The organism is Streptomyces sp. NPDC058257, assembly GCF_042881845.1.
Lineage (GTDB): Bacteria > Actinomycetota > Actinomycetes > Streptomycetales > Streptomycetaceae > Streptomyces.
On record NZ_JBHVXJ010000003.1, the window covers coordinates 717,787 to 734,535 of the forward strand.

Annotated in this window: 22 protein-coding genes; 3 read left to right on the forward strand and 19 right to left on the reverse strand. The window is 67.2% G+C overall.

Features of this window, described 5'->3' with window-relative positions; all coding sequences use genetic code 11:
• Positions 1-41: 41 nt before the first annotated feature.
• Together coaA and ACFVXC_RS12240 are read left to right on the forward strand one after the other, a co-directional pair.
• Positions 42-1,040 (forward strand): type I pantothenate kinase, encoded by a 999-nt coding sequence (gene coaA / locus ACFVXC_RS12235; protein ID WP_389904324.1) that lies wholly within the window; start codon positions 42-44, stop codon positions 1,038-1,040.
• Between the two features lie 45 nt (positions 1,041-1,085).
• Positions 1,086-2,033, forward strand: a complete 948-nt coding sequence (locus tag ACFVXC_RS12240) for a DUF389 domain-containing protein (protein ID WP_389904326.1) — start codon at positions 1,086-1,088, stop codon at positions 2,031-2,033.
• Between the two features lie 13 nt (positions 2,034-2,046).
• Here ACFVXC_RS12240 and glmM read toward each other — a convergent pair whose 3' ends face one another.
• The 4 genes from glmM to ACFVXC_RS12260 all read right to left on the reverse strand — a co-directional run bounded on the left by glmM (position 2,047) and on the right by ACFVXC_RS12260 (position 5,985).
• On the reverse strand, positions 2,047-3,405 hold the full coding sequence (glmM, locus tag ACFVXC_RS12245) for a phosphoglucosamine mutase (protein WP_389904328.1): 1,359 nt from the start codon (positions 3,403-3,405) through the stop codon (positions 2,047-2,049).
• Positions 3,406-3,550: 145 nt separating this feature from the next.
• Complete coding sequence (gene rpsI, locus ACFVXC_RS12250) at positions 3,551-4,072, reverse strand: 30S ribosomal protein S9 (protein WP_361716623.1); 522 nt, start codon at positions 4,070-4,072, stop codon at positions 3,551-3,553.
• Positions 4,073-4,117: 45 nt separating this feature from the next.
• Entirely contained in the window at positions 4,118-4,561 is a 444-nt protein-coding gene (gene rplM, locus ACFVXC_RS12255) for a 50S ribosomal protein L13 (protein ID WP_361837244.1), read from the reverse strand.
• A 212-nt stretch (positions 4,562-4,773) separates the two neighbouring features.
• Complete coding sequence (locus tag ACFVXC_RS12260) at positions 4,774-5,985, reverse strand: glycosyltransferase family 87 protein (protein WP_389904330.1); 1,212 nt, start codon at positions 5,983-5,985, stop codon at positions 4,774-4,776.
• Positions 5,986-6,059: 74 nt separating this feature from the next.
• Between ACFVXC_RS12260 and ACFVXC_RS12265 the strand changes: the two genes are divergently transcribed.
• Positions 6,060-6,911, forward strand: coding sequence for a hypothetical protein (locus ACFVXC_RS12265; protein ID WP_389904332.1), 852 nt, complete (start codon positions 6,060-6,062; stop codon positions 6,909-6,911).
• Positions 6,912-6,938: 27 nt separating this feature from the next.
• Here the strand turns inward: ACFVXC_RS12265 and truA are convergent, their stop codons facing one another.
• The 15 genes from truA to rplF all read right to left on the reverse strand — a co-directional run bounded on the left by truA (position 6,939) and on the right by rplF (position 16,749).
• Positions 6,939-7,793: a tRNA pseudouridine(38-40) synthase TruA gene (gene truA, locus ACFVXC_RS12270; protein ID WP_389904333.1), complete on the reverse strand. Its 855-nt coding sequence runs from the start codon at positions 7,791-7,793 to the stop codon at positions 6,939-6,941.
• A gap of 81 nt (positions 7,794-7,874) precedes the next feature.
• Positions 7,875-8,372, reverse strand: coding sequence for a 50S ribosomal protein L17 (rplQ, locus tag ACFVXC_RS12275; RefSeq protein ID WP_389904335.1), 498 nt, complete (start codon positions 8,370-8,372; stop codon positions 7,875-7,877).
• A gap of 143 nt (positions 8,373-8,515) precedes the next feature.
• Positions 8,516-9,538 carry a DNA-directed RNA polymerase subunit alpha gene (locus ACFVXC_RS12280; protein ID WP_016645160.1) on the reverse strand — a complete coding sequence of 341 codons (1,023 nt, stop codon included), beginning with the start codon at positions 9,536-9,538 and terminating at the stop codon, positions 8,516-8,518.
• Positions 9,539-9,687: 149 nt separating this feature from the next.
• Entirely contained in the window at positions 9,688-10,092 is a 405-nt protein-coding gene (rpsK, locus tag ACFVXC_RS12285) for a 30S ribosomal protein S11 (protein WP_003948617.1), read from the reverse strand.
• A 62-nt stretch (positions 10,093-10,154) separates the two neighbouring features.
• Positions 10,155-10,535, reverse strand: a complete 381-nt coding sequence (gene rpsM / locus ACFVXC_RS12290) for a 30S ribosomal protein S13 (RefSeq protein ID WP_383275917.1) — start codon at positions 10,533-10,535, stop codon at positions 10,155-10,157.
• A gap of 178 nt (positions 10,536-10,713) precedes the next feature.
• Entirely contained in the window at positions 10,714-10,827 is a 114-nt protein-coding gene (rpmJ, locus tag ACFVXC_RS12295) for a 50S ribosomal protein L36 (RefSeq protein WP_003974245.1), read from the reverse strand.
• A 56-nt stretch (positions 10,828-10,883) separates the two neighbouring features.
• Positions 10,884-11,105: a translation initiation factor IF-1 gene (gene infA, locus ACFVXC_RS12300; protein ID WP_003948620.1), complete on the reverse strand. Its 222-nt coding sequence runs from the start codon at positions 11,103-11,105 to the stop codon at positions 10,884-10,886.
• Positions 11,106-11,380: 275 nt separating this feature from the next.
• Positions 11,381-12,217 carry a type I methionyl aminopeptidase gene (map, locus tag ACFVXC_RS12305; RefSeq protein WP_389904336.1) on the reverse strand — a complete coding sequence of 279 codons (837 nt, stop codon included), beginning with the start codon at positions 12,215-12,217 and terminating at the stop codon, positions 11,381-11,383.
• Positions 12,218-12,343: 126 nt separating this feature from the next.
• Positions 12,344-12,997, reverse strand: a complete 654-nt coding sequence (locus ACFVXC_RS12310; protein WP_389904337.1) for an adenylate kinase — start codon at positions 12,995-12,997, stop codon at positions 12,344-12,346.
• Entirely contained in the window at positions 12,997-14,310 is a 1,314-nt protein-coding gene (gene secY / locus ACFVXC_RS12315) for a preprotein translocase subunit SecY (protein ID WP_389904339.1), read from the reverse strand. Before secY ends, ACFVXC_RS12310 begins: the two co-directional genes overlap by 1 nt.
• Positions 14,311-14,534: 224 nt before the next feature.
• Complete coding sequence (gene rplO / locus ACFVXC_RS12320) at positions 14,535-14,990, reverse strand: 50S ribosomal protein L15 (protein WP_249588330.1); 456 nt, start codon at positions 14,988-14,990, stop codon at positions 14,535-14,537.
• Position 14,991: 1 nt separating this feature from the next.
• Complete coding sequence (gene rpmD / locus ACFVXC_RS12325; protein ID WP_041985698.1) at positions 14,992-15,174, reverse strand: 50S ribosomal protein L30; 183 nt, start codon at positions 15,172-15,174, stop codon at positions 14,992-14,994.
• A complete protein-coding gene (gene rpsE, locus ACFVXC_RS12330; protein WP_381190757.1) occupies positions 15,174-15,776 on the reverse strand; it encodes a 30S ribosomal protein S5 in 603 nt (200 codons plus the stop codon). The genes rpmD and rpsE overlap by 1 nt, the downstream gene beginning before the upstream one ends.
• A 46-nt stretch (positions 15,777-15,822) precedes the next feature.
• A complete protein-coding gene (rplR, locus tag ACFVXC_RS12335; protein ID WP_344522013.1) occupies positions 15,823-16,206 on the reverse strand; it encodes a 50S ribosomal protein L18 in 384 nt (127 codons plus the stop codon).
• A 3-nt stretch (positions 16,207-16,209) separates the two neighbouring features.
• On the reverse strand, positions 16,210-16,749 hold the full coding sequence (rplF, locus tag ACFVXC_RS12340) for a 50S ribosomal protein L6 (RefSeq protein ID WP_249588331.1): 540 nt from the start codon (positions 16,747-16,749) through the stop codon (positions 16,210-16,212).

Here is a 16,749-nt window from a genome sequence, read left to right on the forward strand (position 1 = left end):
CCCCACCCCCCGTCCCGTTCAAACAGCCGTAACAATGGACTGTGATCTCATCGGTCTCCGTACCCCCGACGAACCCGCGGAGCGCCCACCGGCACAGGCCGGAGGCGACTCCCTACGTCGACCTCACCCGCACCGAGTGGAGCGCCCTGCGTGACAAGACGCCGCTCCCCCTGACCGCCGCGGAGCTGGAGAAGCTGCGCGGCCTGGGCGATGTCATCGACCTGGACGAGGTGCGGGACATCTATCTCCCGCTCTCCCGCCTCCTGAACCTCTACGTAGGCGCCACGGACGGCCTGCGCGGCGCCCTGAACACCTTCCTCGGCGAGAAGGGCTCCCAGTCGGGCACGCCTTTCGTCATAGGAGTCGCGGGCTCGGTGGCCGTCGGCAAGTCGACCGTCGCCCGCCTCCTGCAGGCACTGCTCTCCCGCTGGCCCGAGCACCCCCGCGTCGAGCGCGTGACGACGGACGGCTTCCTCCTGCCCACCAGGGAGCTGGAGGCCCGCGGCCTGATGTCCCGCAAGGGCTTCCCGGAGTCGTACGACAGAAGGGCCCTGACCCGCTTCGTGGCGGACATCAAGGCGGGCAAGGACGAGGTGACGGCACCCGTCTACTCCCACCTGATCTACGACATCGTCCCGGGCCAGCGCCTCACGGTCCGCCGCCCCGACATCCTCATCGTCGAGGGCATCAACGTCCTCCAGCCGGCGCTCCCCGGCAAGGACGGCCGCACCCGCGTGGGTCTTGCCGACTACTTCGACTTCAGCGTGTACGTGGACGCGCGCGAGGAGGACATCGAGCGCTGGTACCTGAACCGCTTCAAGAAGCTGCGCGACACTGCGTTCAAGGACCCGTCCTCGTACTTCCGCAAGTACACCCAGGTCTCGGAGGAAGAGGCCCTGGACTACGCCCGCACGACCTGGCGCACGATCAACAAGCCCAACCTCCTGGAGAACGTGGCCCCCACGCGCGGCCGGGCCGCCCTGGTCATCCGCAAGGGCCCCGACCACAAGGTGCGCAAGCTGAGCCTGCGCAAACTCTGACCCCGCATCCTCAACCCACCCCGGGCCCCCGGCTAACCTGCGCGCATGCTGCATCTGCGCCTGATCACCCCGGCCGACACGACGGACGACGTGGTGCGCCTGATCGAGAGGACGGTCGGCGCCACGCACCTGGCCGTCATGCCGGGCGCGGCGCGCAGCCCCGCCGGCGACGTGGTGACGTGCGACGTCGCCCGTGAGGCGGGCGACACGCTGATCAGCGGTCTGCGCGCCCTCGGCATCGACAAGTCGGGCTCGATCGCGCTGGAGAACATCGACCTGTCGCTCTCCGCGCGCGCGGACGAGGCGGAGGACGACGCACCGGGCGAGGGCGCCGACGCGGTCCTGTGGGAGCAGCTCTCCGACGCGACGCACGAGGAATCCACGCTCTCGGTCACGTACTTGGCCTTCATCACGATCGCCACGATGATCGCGGCCTGCGGTGTGGTCCTCGACAACGCGATCCTGATCGTGGGCGCGATGGCGGTGGGCCCCGAGTTCGGCCCGCTGGCGGGCTTCTGCACCGCGCTCGTCCAGCGCGCCCCGCGACTGGCCCTGCGCTCGCTGATCGCGCTGCTCGTGGGCTTCGCGGGGGCGATGGTGGTCACCGTCGGCTTCAGCTACTTCATGGACGCGATGAACCTGTTCAGCGACGACGCCCTGAAGTCGGAGCGCCCGAACACGAACTTCATCTACCGGCCCGACTGGTTCTCGTTCGTCGTGGCGGTCCTCGCGGGCGCGGCAGGCACGCTCTCGCTCACCTCGGCCAAGTCGGGCGCGCTGGTGGGCGTGGCGATCTCGGTGACGACGGTCCCGGCTGCCGCGAACGCCGCCGTCGCCTTCAGTTACGCCGAGTACAAGCAGGCGTGGGGCTCCGCCGAGCAGCTCCTGCTCAACCTGTTGGGCATCGTCCTGGCGGGCACCCTCACGCTGCTGGCCCAGAAGTTCCTCTGGGCCAGACAGCACGAGCGTACGGCCAGGAAGCGCGCGGCCTAGGCGGGAGGCTCCCCTAGCCCAGCGCGGACTTCACCACGTCGGCGAGCCGCCCGGCCACGGTCCGGGCCTGGTCGATGTCGGCGGCCTCGACCATGACGCGCACCAACGGCTCCGTACCGGACGAGCGCAGCAGCACTCGTCCGGTGGCGCCCAGTTCACGCTCGGCCTCGGCGACGGCGGACGTCAGCTCGGCGGAGGTCGTGACCCGCGACTTGTCGACGTCGGGCACATTGATCAGGATCTGCGGAAGCCGCTCCATGACCCCGGCGAGATCCGCGAGGCTGCGCCCGGTCTCGGCGACGCGCGCCGCGAGCAGAAGCCCCGTCAGTGTGCCGTCGCCTGTGGTCGCGTGGTCGAGGATGATCACGTGCCCGGACTGCTCGCCGCCGAGGGCGAAGCCGTGCTGCTTCATGGACTCCAGGACGTACCGGTCGCCGACGTTGGTCTGCACGAGGGAGAGGCCCTCGCGCTCCATGGCGAGCTTGAACCCCAGGTTCGACATGACCGTCGCGACGACGGTGTTCTCGCGCAGCGTGCCGTGCTCCCGCATGGCGAGCGCCAGGACGGCGAGGATCTGGTCGCCGTCGACCTCGGCACCCGTGTGGTCCACGGCGAGGCAGCGGTCCGCGTCGCCGTCGTGCGCGACACCGAAGTCGGCGCCGTGCTCGACGACGGCGGCCTTCAGGAGGCCCAGGTGCGTGGAGCCGCAGCCGTCGTTGATGTTCAGGCCGTCCGGCTTGGCGCCGATCGTGATGATCTCGGCACCGGCCCGCGCGAACGCCTCGGGCGAGACACGGGCGGCGGCGCCGTGCGCCTCGTCGAGGACGATCTTCAGTCCGTCGAGACGGTTGGGGAGGACACCCAGGAGATGGGCGACGTACTGGTCCAGGCCCTGGTCGTACGTCCGCACGCGTCCGACGCCCTCGCCCGTGGGGCGCTGCCAGGGAGCGCCGGTGCGGTGCTCCTCGTACACGGACTCGATGCGGTCCTCCAGCTCGTCGGCCAGTTTCTGGCCGCCGCGCGCGAAGAACTTGATGCCGTTGTCCGGCATGGCGTTGTGGCTCGCGGAGAGCATCACGCCGAGGTCGGCGCCCAGCGCACCGGTGAGATGCGCCACCGCGGGGGTGGGCAGCACACCGACGAGCTGGACGTCCACGCCCGCGCTCGCGAGACCGGCGACCACCGCGGCTTCCAGGAACTCCCCTGACGCGCGGGGATCTCGTCCGACCACCGCGACCGGGCGATGGCCCTCGAACGTACCCACCTCGCCGAGCACATGAGCCGCCGCCACGGAGAGCCCGAGCGCGAGCTCGGCCGTCAGATCCGCGTTGGCGACACCGCGCACGCCGTCCGTGCCGAAGAGTCGTCCCACTGCTGTCCTCCTCCGGACTTCTACCCCGGGGTCACCGGGGTCCCGACCCGGATCACCAGGAAGGATCACCAGGGTTTCCGATAAACGAACGCCCCGGCAGCACACAACGTGCCGCCGGGGCGAACGAAAAGTACGAGCAGGCAGATTAACGCTTGCTGTACTGCGGAGCCTTGCGGGCCTTCTTGAGACCGGCCTTCTTGCGCTCGACCGCACGGTCGTCACGCTTGAGGTAACCGGCCTTCTTGAGGGCGGCGCGGTTGTTGTCGACGTCGGCCTCGTTCAGCGCACGGGCGACACCGAGACGGAGCGCACCGGCCTGACCGGAGACGCCGCCACCCGAGATGCGGGCGATGACGTCGTAGCGGTTGTCGAGCTCGAGCACCTTGAAGGGCTCGTTGACTTCCTGCTGGTGAACCTTGTTCGGGAAGTAGTCCTCGAGCGTGCGCCCGTTGACCTTCCACTTGCCGGTGCCCGGGACGATCCGGACGCGGGCGATGGCGTTCTTGCGACGGCCCAGGCCGGCGGCCGGCTGGGGGTCGCCGAAGCGCGCGGCGTTCGACTCAGAGGTGTACTCGCCCTCGACGGGCACCTCGGACTCGGTGGTGTACTGCTCGACGTCAACAACCTCGGTCTCTTCGACCGGCTGCTCAACGGTGGTCTCGGCCACGATTCTCCTCAGAATTCTTTACGTCTTTGGGGGTGGTGGCCGGAACTACTGCGCGACCTGGGTGATCTCGAACGGGACCGGCTGCTGAGCGCCGTGCGGGTGCTGGTCACCCGCGTAGATCTTCAGCTTCGAGAGCATCTGACGGCCCAGGGTGTTCTTGGGGATCATGCCCTTGATGGCCTTCTCGACGGCCTTCTCGGGGTTCTTCGCAAGAAGCTCGTCGTAGCGGACGGAACGCAGACCACCCGGGTAACCGGAGTGGCGGTACGCCATCTTCTGGGTCTTCTTGTTGCCGGAGAGGTGAACCTTCTCGGCGTTGATGATGATGACGAAGTCGCCCATGTCCATGTGGGGCGCGTAAATCGCCTTGTGCTTGCCGCGCAGGAGGTTGGCGGCAGTGGTCGCCAGACGACCCAGGACGATGTCCTGAGCGTCAATGACGTGCCACTGGCGGGTCACATCGCCGGGCTTGGGGCTGTACGTACGCACTTCGTAGCCTTCGCTTCTTCAGTGGATGGGGTCCAGACACACGGCATCCCGGAAGCGATCATGCAGCTGGGGCTCACAATGCCGGGGACGCTGCCCGTATGCGAGCCACTGGTAACTGCTCCAGGGAACCTTACGTAAGGGCCCTTCGCGTGAGAACGACGAAGCCAATACGTATAACAATCCTCGAGAGTACCCGCGCCGCCCCGTACGGGTCAAAACGCGGATCTGGAGACCGGCACCCCGGACTCCACCGCCTCAGGCGGTTCTGCGCCACCCAGGGTAACCGCACCCGGCCGCAGACAGGACCGGGCGACCGTGAAGGCCAGGACACACAGCGTGACGCAGTCCCGGAAGGCCCGCCGGGTGCCGGGTTCCAGCCAAGGCCAGGTGAACCCGGGAATCTGTGGGACGAGCGCAAGCCAGAACCACTTCCCCCGGGCCACCGCCCCCGGCACGAGCACCCCGGAGAGCAGCAGCGGCACGACGACGACCAGGTAGTGGTCGTAGGACGGCCGCGACACCAGGAAGGCCGCCAGCATCAGCATCACGGCCGTCTCGACCACTCGCTGCTCCTGTGGCCCCGCACCGCCCCGCCAGCGCCGCCACGCGCACCACAGCCCCGCGCCCGCGGCCATGAGCGCGAGCAGCGACGCCGCCCCCTGCGGCACCCCGAGCCGCGGCAGGACAGCGGCCGGCGACGCCTCGTAGAGCCGTACGAAAGAGTCGTCGCCCCGCAGCAGGAACGGCAGCGTCCGCGTGAAGAACCCCGCGGGGTCCGGCATGGCGAGCGCCGCCCCCACGGACACCACCGCGGGCACGAGCACCGCGCACGCGAGCCCCCGCCACCGCCGAGCGAAGACGAAGAGCAGCACCACCGGCGCGAGCAGCGGCTTCACGGCGACGGCCGCCCCGATCACAAGCCCCGCGGCCACCCACTTCCCCCGGCACACGAGGAGCAGCGCGAGCGGCAGCGCGGCCGCCGACGCCACGGTCCAGTTGCCGAGGTCGACGAGGTGCCCCAGCGGCGCGAACCCCACCGCGAGCGCCAGCAGACCGAGGACCGCGAACCGGCTGCGCCACGCCACCCCGTGGATCCGCAGCGCGCACCCCCAGCCGACGACGAGCGAGGCCGTGACCCCCGCGGGCACGAGGAACCGCACGACGGACTGCGGAAGCAGCGTCTGTGGCACCGCGGCGAGCACGGCGCCCGGCAGATAGAGGAAGTGCCGGTCGGCATAGGGCGAACGCCCGTCCAGCCAGGCATCGGCCGCCCGCACCACGATGGCGTTGTCCATCCCGCCGTCCGGGAGCCTCAGCCCCACCCGGACGGCCGCGGCGAGCAGCACCGCCCCGAGCGCCGCCCATGCGTGCCAGGTCGCCGGCCGCAACAACCACCCGCTAACAGCTACTTTGCCCGTATTCATATGGATCAGGCTAGGGCGGGCCCCTTCCCCGGCCCCCGCTCAACATCCCCAACTCCCCGTCTAAGATGCGGCGCATGAGCTTTGGGCAAGGGGGACCTCAGTGGGGTCCAGGGGATTCACGGCAGACCCCTGACTGGGCGGCGCTCGCCGAGGCGTCCGAATCGCGCACCCGGCGCCGGAAATGGCTGATGATCGGTGGCGGCGCGCTCGCCACCGTCGTGGTCGCGGCAGCCGTCGCCGTGGCGGTCGTCTCCGCCAACAGCGACGACACCTCCGCCTCGAACAAACCGGCGAGCGAGCTGCCCTCGACCGCGGACATCCCGGGCGCGAGCGAGAATCCCGGCCCGTCGTTCGAGAAGACGACGCCGCCGCCCCCGCCGGACCCCAAGGAGTTCATCTCCAGCGCCAAGAAGGACAAGGCGCCCCTCGGCCCCGACACGCTCTTCCCGGGGAAGTCGCTGACCTCGGGCGACCGCGTCTACAAGAAGGGCGCCACGGACAGCACGAAGAAGTGCGCGAGCGTCGCCCAGGACAAGCTCGGCACGATCCTCACCAAGAACGACTGCACTGAGCTCTTCCGCGCGAGCTATGTGAAGGACAACATCGCCGTGACGGTCGGCGTCGCCGTCTTCGACACGGCGGCCCAGGCCAAGAAGGTGAACGAGCAGGCGAACAAGGGCCTCATCGTCTCGCTGCCCGGCAAGGGCGTGCCCAGCTTCTGCCGTACGGCGGTCTGCCGGGGCACGTACAACGCCTACGGCCGCTACGCCTACTTCACGACGTCCGGCTTCACCAGCGACAAGGACGTCACGGAGAAGGAGCGCAAGGTCTACACGGTCGGCGACGACCTGGCCCGCTTCACCTTCGGTCAGATCAACCGGCGGGGCGAGGCCCAGGCCTCCGCCGCGGCCAACGCCCCCGAGTAGTCCGCCGATCAGTCCGGCAGCCGGGGCTCAGCAGCACCCGGCGCCGGGCAACGTCCGCTTGTTGCGCGCTTCCTTGCTGCGCGCGGCGAGCAACTCGTCGGCGGGGTAACCCACTTCCTCCAGGGTCAGCCCGTGCGGCCGTACGACATGCACGGCGGAGTCCCGCACCCCGGCGGCGAGCACCTTGGCGGGCCATTCCACGGGCCGGTGCCCATCACCCACGAACAGCATCGCCCCCACCAGGGACCGCACCATGTTGTGGCAGAAGGCATCGGCCCGCACGGTCGCTTCGAGGATCCCGTCCGGCCGCCGCTCCCAGCGCAGTTCCTGGAGCGTACGAATGGTCGTGGCACCCTCACGCTTCTTGCAGTAGGCGGCGAAATCATGCTCTCCGAGGAGCTTGTCCGCCGCGGCGTTCATGGCGTCGAGGTCCAACTCCCAGTCGTGCCAGAGCACATGACTGCGCAACAGCGGATCGACTCCGCCCGGGTGATCGGTCACGCGATAGGCGTAGCGCCGCCACACGGCCGCGAACCGCGCGTTGAACCCCGCGGGGGCCTGCGCCACCTTCCAGACCCGCACATCGTGCGGAAGGCGCCCCGCGAGCCTGCGCAGCAGTTTGTCACTGTGCTCGGCCCACACGCTCTGAGGCAGATCGACGTGGGCGACCTGCCCCCGGGCATGCACCCCGCTGTCGGTCCGCCCCGCGACGGTCAGCTCGTACGTCTCCTGCGACCGCGTCACGGTCCGCAGCGCGTCCTCGATCTCCTGCTGGACGGTCCGCTGCCCCTGGCGCTGCTTGGCCCAGCCGGAGAAGTCCTTGCCGTCGTACGAAAGGTCGAGACGCACCCGCACGAACCCGGGCTCCACTTCATCACTCACACCAGTAATCCTCTCAGCACCGGGGACACGCGAAAGCGGGCCCGCCCCGAAGGGCGGACCCGCTCACAGCAAGGCAGAGCCTCAGGCGTCCTTGGACTCCTCGGCAGCGTCCTCAGCCGGCTTCGCGTCCTCGACGGGCGCGTCGTCCTTCTTGAGGGCGTCTTCCTTGACGGCACGCTTCGTGGCCGCCTCGGCCTCACCGGTGGCAGCCTGCGCCACGGTCAGGGCCTCGACAAGCTCGATGACCGCCATGGGCGCGTTGTCGCCACGACGGTTACCGATCTTGGTGATACGCGTGTAACCACCGGGGCGGTTCTCGTAGCGCGGGCCGATCTCCGTGAAGAGCGTGTGCACGATGCTCTTGTCGGTGATGACGGTCAGCACCTGGCGGCGGTTGTGAAGGTCACCCTTCTTCGCCTTGGTGACCAGACGCTCCGCGTAGGGACGCAGACGACGGGCCTTCGCCTCGGTGGTGGTGATGCGGCCGTACTCGAAGAGCTGCTTGGCGAGGTTCGCCAGGAGGAGCTTCTCGTGCGCGGCGCTGCCGCCCATACGGGCACCCTTGGTGGGCTTCGGCATGGTGTTTCTCCTTCATCGCTGCACCGGCCGTATCAGGTACCGGTGTCAGTGTCCGAGCAGGCGGTCGCCCGTCGGAGACCGCGCCCCGTAAGGGGCGCGGGGAACTGCGCGACCAGCCGAAGCGGACCCGCAGCTAAATCAGATCAGTACTGCTCGGTCTCGACGAACCCGGCGTCCGCGTCGTCGTCGGCGCCGAAGGCGTCAGCCGCGGCGGTCGGGTCGAAGCCGGGAGGCGAGTCCTTCAGCGCGAGACCCATGCCGTTGAGCTTCATCTTGACCTCGTCGATCGACTTCGCACCGAAGTTGCGAATGTCGAGCAGGTCGGCCTCGGAGCGGGCCACGAGCTCACCCACGGAGTGGATGCCCTCGCGCTTGAGGCAGTTGTACGACCGAACGGTGAGCTCAAGCTCCTCGATCGGCAGGGCGAGATCGGCGGCCAGGGCCGCGTCCGTCGGCGAGGGGCCCATGTCGATGCCCTCGGCGTCGATGTTGAGCTCGCGGGCCAGACCGAACAGCTCGACCAGGGTCTTACCGGCGGACGCCATGGCGTCACGCGGGCGCATGGCCTGCTTGGTCTCGACGTCGACGATCAGCTTGTCGAAGTCGGTGCGCTGCTCGACACGCGTGGCCTCGACCTTGTACGTGACCTTCAGGACCGGCGAGTAGATCGAGTCGACCGGGATGCGCCCGATCTCCTGACCGACCTGCTTGTTCTGAACGGCGGAGACGTAGCCGCGACCGCGCTCGACGGTCAGCTCCATCTCCAGCTTGCCCTTGCCGTTGAGCGTGGCGAGGACCAGGTCGGGGTTGTGCACCTCGACACCGGCGGGCGGGGCGATGTCAGCGGCGGTGACGAGACCGGGGCCCTGCTTGCGCAGGTACATCACGACGGGCTCATCGTGCTCGCTGGAAACGACCAGCTGCTTGATGTTGAGGATGAGGTCGGTGACGTCTTCCTTGACGCCCGGCACGGTGGTGAACTCGTGCAGGACACCGTCGATACGGATGGACGTGACGGCCGCACCCGGGATCGAGGAGAGAAGGGTCCGACGCAGGGAGTTGCCGAGGGTGTAACCGAAGCCCGGCTCCAGCGGCTCGATCACGAACCGGGAGCGGAATTCGTCGACGACCTCTTCGGTCAACGAGGGACGCTGAGCGATCAGCATGAAGTGATTCCTTCAGTCAGGGGCACCCACTATTTGATGCCCTGATGTTGTTACAAGGGTACGGGCGACCCGCCTGAAAAGAGGCGGGTCGCCCGGAGCCCTTCAAGCCGAATGACGGCCGTGACCACAGATGCGCAAGGCACCTGAGGTCAGACGCGCCTCCGCTTGGGGGGACGGCAGCCGTTGTGCGGCGTGGGGGTGACGTCCTGGATCGAACCGACCTCGAGGCCCGTGGCCTGGAGGGAGCGGATCGCGGTCTCCCGGCCGGAGCCGGGACCCTTGACGAAGACGTCAACCTTGCGCATGCCGTGCTCCTGGGCGCGACGCGCGGCCGACTCGGCGGCCATCTGCGCGGCGAACGGAGTCGACTTGCGCGAGCCCTTGAAGCCGACGTGGCCGGCGGAGGCCCAGCTGATCACGTTGCCCGTGGGGTCCGTGATCGAGACGATCGTGTTGTTGAACGTGCTCTTGATGTGGGCGTGCCCGTGAGCGACGTTCTTCTTTTCCTTGCGGCGCACCTTCTTGGCAGCGCCCTGACGACCCTTGGGGGGCATCTATTAACTCCTACGCGAGGTGGTCGGTCCTGCAGCGACAGCTGTCGATCGACCGCTGAGGACTACTTCTTGCCCGGCTTCTTCTTACCGGCGATGGCGCGACGCGGGCCCTTGCGGGTGCGGGCGTTGGTGCTGGTGCGCTGACCGCGGACGGGCAGGCCACGACGGTGACGAACACCCTGGTAGCAGCCGATCTCGACCTTGCGGCGGATGTCGGCCTGGATCTCGCGGCGGAGGTCACCCTCGGTCTGGAGGTTGGCGTCCACGTACTCGCGGATCTTGATCAGGTCCTCTTCGGACAGATCACGAACACGGGTGTTGCGGTCCACACCGGTGGCGTCCAGCGTCTGCTGGGACAGCGTGCGGCCAATGCCGAACACGTACGTGAGGGCAACCTCGACGCGCTTTTCGCGCGGGAGGTCAACACCTTCAAGGCGTGCCATTCAAGGCTCCTGTTGATTTTCGGAGGTCTTCAGCAGAACCGTTCCCAGGTGCCGTACGAGGTACATCCTGAGTCCCCGGCCTCCGACCGGGGGTGTCGCCCTCCATCACTGAAGAGGGACGGGTCCTGCACATGTGCTTACGTGCGTCGCGCGAAAATCTGCGAACTGCAGTCGTGCGTCAGCCCTGGCGCTGCTTGTGGCGCGGGTTGTCGCAGATAACCATGACCCGGCCGTGACGGCGGATCACCCTGCACTTGTCGCAGATCTTCTTGACGCTCGGCTTGACCTTCATTGGTGAGGTTCTCCGGGTCAGTGCCACACCCCACGTGAATGAGGTGCGGGCAAGATCTACTTGTACCGGTAGACGATCCGGCCACGGGTCAGGTCGTAAGGAGACAACTCCACCACGACCCGGTCGTCAGGGAGGATGCGGATGTAGTGCATACGCATCTTGCCGCTGATGTGTGCCAGGACCTGGTGGCCGTTCTGGAGCTCAACCTTGAACATGGCGTTCGGAAGAGACTCAACGACAGTGCCCTCGATCTCGATGGCACCTTGCTTCTTGGCCACGCTCTGCCCTTCGAATCGACTACCTTGATCGACTTCGTACGCCGCATGCAGGCACACGGATGCACGAGAGCCGACGAGTCAGTCTACGTCAGGCCACCCGGAAAGACGAATCGAGGAAGAATGCCCCACGGACAAGATCCTTAAGCAAGGGGGGTCACTTCCCCACCGGCGCAGATCCCTCTCGACGCCCCTCCCGCGGGCTCGGCGCCAGGGCGCCTCACAAGCTTCGAGCGGCTGCGCCGGACTCCGTCCGTCGGAGCTGGCCCGACAGCACCTCAGGCCAGCGGGTCGGGCGCCGTAGCCACCCCGTACTCCGCGAGCTTCGCCTTGCCGCAGTCAGGAGCCGTCAGCACGATCGGCCCCTCCTCCGTCAGCGCGATGGAGTGCTCCCAGTGCGAGGACCAGGTGCCGTCCGTCGTGATGACGGTCCAGTCGTCCTCCAGGACCTCCGTGCGGGGCGTGCCGAGGGAGACCATGGGCTCGATGGCGAGGCAGAAGCCGGGGACGAGCTTGGGGCCCTTGCCGCGGCGGCGCTCGACGTAGTTCAGGAGGTGGGGGTCCATGTGCATCTCGGTGCCGATGCCGTGGCCGCCGTAGTCCTCGACGATGCCGTACTTGCCGCCGCCGGGCTTCGGCTGGCGGCGGATGTACGACTCGATGGCGCGGGAGATGTCGACGAGCCGGTTGCCCTGCTTCATGGCGGCGAGCCCGGCCCACATCGACTCCTCGGTCACCCGGGAGAGCTCGATCAGCTCCGGAGCGTGACCGGTGCCCACGAACGCGGTGTACGCGGCGTCGCCGTGCCAGCCGTCGATGATGGCGCCCGCGTCGATGGAGATGATGTCGCCGTCCTTCAGGACGGTCTTGTCGTCCGGGATGCCGTGCACGACGACCTCGTTGACCGAGGTGCAGATCGTGGCGGGGAAGCCGCCGTACCCGAGGAAATTCGACTTCGCGCCGTGCTCGGCGATCACCTTGCGGGCGACGTCGTCCAGGTCCTTCGTGGTGGCGCCCGGCACCGCCGCTTCACGTGTCGCGGCGTGGACCGCGGCGACGACAAGGCCCGCCTCACGCATCTTCGCGATCTGCTCGGGGGTCTTGATCTGCACCATGGGGCTTCCGCTCTCCGTCATCCGTCCGACAACCGGCTGCGTACGCAACCGCGACGTACACAACACTACGGCCGCGGTCCCCCGAGGGGCACCGCGGCCGAAACAGCGTACTGGACTGCGTACGGGCTACTTGTCGCCCTTGATCGCGTCCATCGCGCGCTTGGTGACCTCGTCGACCTTGCCGAGCGCGGAGATCGTGACCACCAGGCCCTGGGCCTTGTAGTGGTCGATGATCGGCTCGGTCTCGCGGTGGTACACGTCGAGCCGCTTGCGCACGGTCTCTTCCTGGTCGTCACCGCGCGTGTAGAGCTCGCCGCCGCAGACGTCGCAGACGCCCTCGACCTTCGGCTTGCTGTACGTCACGTGGAAGACGTGACTCGAATCGTTACGGCAGATGCGGCGGCCGGCGATGCGCTCGACCACCTCGTCCTCGGAGACCTCGAGGTCGAGCACCGCGTCGAGCTTCTGGCCGTCCGCCTTGAGCAGCTCGTCCAGGGCCTCGGCCTGCGACACGTTCCGCGGGAATCCGTCGAGCAGGAAGCCGTTCTCGGCGTCCGGCTGCGTCATGCGGTCGTGGGCCATGCCGATGGTGACCTCGTCGGGAACCAGGTTGCCCTCGGAAATGAACGCCTTCGCCCGCTTGCCAAGCTCCGTGCCCTGGCTGATGTTGGCACGGAAGAGGTCGCCCGTGGAGATGTGCGGGATCGACAGGTTCTTGGCGAGAAACGCGGCCTGCGTTCCCTTGCCCGCCCCGGGCGGCCCGACGAGGACGATTCGCATCAGCGGAGGAACCCTTCGTAATTGCGCTGCTGGAGCTGGCTCTCGATCTGCTTCACGGTCTCCAGACCCACACCCACGATGATCAGGATGCTTGTCCCGCCGAACGGGAAGTTCTGGTTCGCGCCGAAGCCCACCAACGCCATCGTCGGTACGAGAGCGATCAGACCCAGATACAGCGAGCCCGGCCACGTGATCCGGTTGAGTACGTAACTCAAGTACTCAGCGGTCGGACGGCCAGCCCGGATGCCCGGGATGAAGCCACCATACTTCTTCATGTTGTCCGCGACTTCCTCGGGGTTGAACGAGATAGCCACGTAGAAGAAGGCGAAGAACACGATCAACAAGAAGTACGTCGCGATGTAGATCGGGTGGTCGCCCTTGGTCAGGTTCGCCTCGATCCACTGCTTCCACCCCGAGTTGCCACCCGCGAACTGGGCGACGAGAGCGGGGATGTAGAGCAGCGAAGAGGCGAAGATCACAGGGATGATGCCCGCCTGATTGACCTTCAGCGGAATGTACGTCGACGTACCGCCGTAGGAACGGCGGCCGATCATTCGCTTCGCGTACTGGACGGGAATGCGGCGCTGAGCCTGCTCCACGAATACGACCAGACCGACCATGACGAGACCGACCGCGATGACGGTGCCGAACTCGATCCAGCCACCGGCGAGCGAACCCTGCTTCTTGATGGCCCACAGGGCGCTCGGGAACGTCGCGGCGATCGAGATGAACATCAGGATCGACATGCCGTTGCCGATGCCGCGGTCGGTGATGAGCTCACCGAGCCACATCACGCAGGCCGTACCGGCAGTCATCGTGATGACCATGGTGACGGTCACGAAGATGGACTGGTCCGGCACGATCTCCGTGGCGACGGGGCAGCCGGAGAACAGCGAGCCCGTACGAGCCGTGGCCACGAGGCCGGTCCCCTGGAGGATCGCGAGCGCGACGGTCAGATAACGCGTGTACTGCGTGATCTTCGCCGTGCCGGCTTGTCCCTCCTTCTTGAGGGCCTCGAGCCGCGGGATCACCACGGTCAGCAGCTGCAGGATGATGCTCGCCGTGATGTACGGCATGATGCCGAGCGCGAAGATCGTGATCTGCAGCAGCGCGCCACCACTCATCATGTTGACCAGGCCGAACAACCCTTGATTGGTGCTGTTCTGGTCCATGCAAGTCTGGACGTTCTTATAACTGACGCCAGGAATCGGAACATGAGTACCGATTCGGTAGATCACGATGATGCCGAGTGTGAAGAGCAGCTTCTTGCGCAGGTCGGGCGTCTTGAACGCCCGGGCGAACGCGGTGAGCACGGTGCCTCCTGCGACCCCCGCGCGCGTGCGCAAGAGGTAGTGGTCTGAGGATCGACGAATACGTATCAGTCAGAAAAACCGCACGGACAGGCCGCACGGAGCTTAGACAGTGCACGCCACCTTACCGGCGACCGTGCCCCCCTTGGAACGACCAACCGGGGATGCCCCATATGTGGGGCATCCCCGGCTGGGAATCGCTCAAGTCATCGAGTGGCCTGAAGAATTCAGACGAGCTCGGTGACGGTACCGCCGGCGGCGGTGATCTTCTCCTTGGCGGAGCCGGAGACGGCGTCAACCGTCACCTGCAGCGCCACGGTGACCTCACCCTGGCCGAGGACCTTGACGAGGCTGTTCTTGCGAACCGCACCCTTGGCGACGAGACCCTCTACGGTGACCTCGCCCCCTTCCGGGAACAGCGCGCTCAGCTTGTCGAGGTTCACGACCTGGAACTCGGTCTTGAACGGGTTCTTGAAGCCCTTGAGCTTCGGGAGGCGCATGTGGAGGGGCATCTGCCCGCCCTCGAAGCGCTCCGGAACCTGGTAACGGGCCTTGGTGCCCTTGGTACCACGACCAGCGGTCTTACCCTTGGACGCCTCACCACGACCCACACGGGTCTTGGCGGTCTTGGCGCCCGGGGCGGGCCGGAGGTTGTGGACCTTCAGCGGGTTCTGCTCCGCCATGTCAGTCGACCTCCTCAACCGTCACGAGGTGGCGGACGGTGTTAGCCATTCCGCGGAACTCGGGGCGGTCTTCCTTGACGACGACGTCGTTCAGGCGCTTGAGCCCGAGCGAACGCAGCGTGTCGCGGTGGTTCTGCTTGCTGCCGATGTACGACTTCGTCTGCGTGATCTTGAGACGGGCCATTACGCACCCGCTCCCGCACGTGCACGAAGCAGAGCCGCGGGGGCGACGTCCTCGAGGGGCAGACCACGGCGAGCCGCGATCTCCTCGGGACGCTGCAGGCCCTTGAGGGCCGTCACGGTCGCGTGCACGATGTTGATCGCGTTGGACGAGCCGAGCGACTTCGACAGGATGTCGTGAACGCCGGCGCACTCGAGCACCGCACGCACCGGGCCACCGGCGATAACACCGGTACCGGGGGAAGCAGGCTTGAGCAGGACGACGCCCGCGGCCTTCTCGCCCGTGATCGGGTGCGGGATGGTGCCCTGGATACGCGGAACCTTGAAGAAGTTCTTCTTGGCCTCTTCAACGCCCTTGGCGATGGCCGCGGGAACTTCCTTGGCCTTGCCGTATCCGACACCTACGGTGCCGTCACCGTCGCCCACCACGACCAGCGCGGTGAAGCTGAAGCGGCGACCACCCTTGACAACCTTGGCGACACGGTTGATCGCGACAACGCGCTCAACGTATGCGGTCTTCTCGGCAGCGGCGCCACCGTCGCGACCCTTCCGGTCCCGCCGCTCGCCGCCACCGGCACCGCTCCCGCGGCGCTGGGGTCCAGCCATTGGAATTACCTCTCTCTGTTACGTCCGCTAGCTCCGGAACCGGGGCTTAGAACTTCAGCCCGGCTTCGCGGGCGGCGTCCGCCAGAGCGGCAATGCGCCCGGCGTACTTGTTGCCACCGCGGTCGAACACGACGGTCTCGACACCCGCAGCCTTGGCACGCTCGGCAACGAGCGCGCCGACCTGCTTGGCCTGCGCGGACTTGTCAGCCTCGCCACCGCGGATCGTGGTGTCCAGGGTCGACGCCGACGCAAGGGTGTGACCCTTGAGGTCGTCGATGACCTGAGCAACGATGTTGCGGTTCGAGCGCGTCACGACGAGGCGCGGACGCTCCGCCGTACCCGACACGTTCTTGCGGATGCGGATATGGCGGCGAGCCTTGGCGGCACGCTTGTAAGCGTCACCCTTGGCGATCTTCACACCGTATGCCATGGCTTACTTACCTGCCTTTCCGACCTTGCGTCGGATGACTTCGCCCTCGTACTTGACACCCTTGGCCTTGTACGGGTCGGGCTTGCGGAGCTTGCGGATGTTGGCCGCAACCTCGCCGACCTTCTGCTTGTCGATGCCCTCGACCGAAAGCTTGGTCGCGGACTCCACCTTGAAGGTGATGCCCTCAGGGGCCTCGACCAGGATCGGGTGGCTGTAGCCCAGCGAGAACTCCAGGTTGGAGCCCTTCGCGAGCACGCGGTAACCGACACCGCTGATCTCGAGCTTCTTCACATACCCCGTGGTCACACCGGTGATCATGTTCGCCACCAGCGTGCGGGACAGGCCGTGCAGGGCCTTGTTCTGACGCTCGTCGTTGGGGCGGGTGACGCTCAGGACGCCGTCCTCACCCTTAGCGATGTCGATCGGCGCGACGACGGTGTGGGAAAGGGAGCCCTTGGGACCCTTAACCGAGACCGTCCGGCCGTCGATGGTGACGTCCACGCCGGCGGGAACCGTGATGGGGAGCTTGCCAATACGTGACAT

Excerpts from the sequence above, each read along its gene's own strand:
- ACFVXC_RS12240 (WP_389904326.1), top strand. The coding sequence starts at position 1,086 with ATGCTGCATCTGCGCCTGATCACCCCGGCCGACACGACGGACGACGTG.
- ACFVXC_RS12260 (WP_389904330.1), bottom strand. The coding sequence starts at position 5,985 with ATGAATACGGGCAAAGTAGCTGTTAGCGGGTGGTTGTTGCGGCCGGCG.
- ACFVXC_RS12265 (WP_389904332.1), top strand. The coding sequence starts at position 6,060 with ATGAGCTTTGGGCAAGGGGGACCTCAGTGGGGTCCAGGGGATTCACGG.
- rplQ (WP_389904335.1), bottom strand. The coding sequence starts at position 8,372 with ATGCCGAAGCCCACCAAGGGTGCCCGTATGGGCGGCAGCGCCGCGCAC.
- ACFVXC_RS12280 (WP_016645160.1), bottom strand. The coding sequence starts at position 9,538 with ATGCTGATCGCTCAGCGTCCCTCGTTGACCGAAGAGGTCGTCGACGAA.
- rpsK (WP_003948617.1), bottom strand. The coding sequence starts at position 10,092 with ATGCCCCCCAAGGGTCGTCAGGGCGCTGCCAAGAAGGTGCGCCGCAAG.
- rpsM (WP_383275917.1), bottom strand. The coding sequence starts at position 10,535 with ATGGCACGCCTTGAAGGTGTTGACCTCCCGCGCGAAAAGCGCGTCGAG.
- rpmJ (WP_003974245.1), bottom strand. The coding sequence starts at position 10,827 with ATGAAGGTCAAGCCGAGCGTCAAGAAGATCTGCGACAAGTGCAGGGTG.
- map (WP_389904336.1), bottom strand. The coding sequence starts at position 12,217 with ATGGTGCAGATCAAGACCCCCGAGCAGATCGCGAAGATGCGTGAGGCG.
- ACFVXC_RS12310 (WP_389904337.1), bottom strand. The coding sequence starts at position 12,997 with ATGCGAATCGTCCTCGTCGGGCCGCCCGGGGCGGGCAAGGGAACGCAG.
- rplO (WP_249588330.1), bottom strand. The coding sequence starts at position 14,990 with ATGGCGGAGCAGAACCCGCTGAAGGTCCACAACCTCCGGCCCGCCCCG.
- rpmD (WP_041985698.1), bottom strand. The coding sequence starts at position 15,174 with ATGGCCCGTCTCAAGATCACGCAGACGAAGTCGTACATCGGCAGCAAG.
- rpsE (WP_381190757.1), bottom strand. The coding sequence starts at position 15,776 with ATGGCTGGACCCCAGCGCCGCGGGAGCGGTGCCGGTGGCGGCGAGCGG.
- rplR (WP_344522013.1), bottom strand. The coding sequence starts at position 16,206 with ATGGCATACGGTGTGAAGATCGCCAAGGGTGACGCTTACAAGCGTGCC.
- rplF (WP_249588331.1), bottom strand. The coding sequence starts at position 16,749 with ATGTCACGTATTGGCAAGCTCCCCATCACGGTTCCCGCCGGCGTGGAC.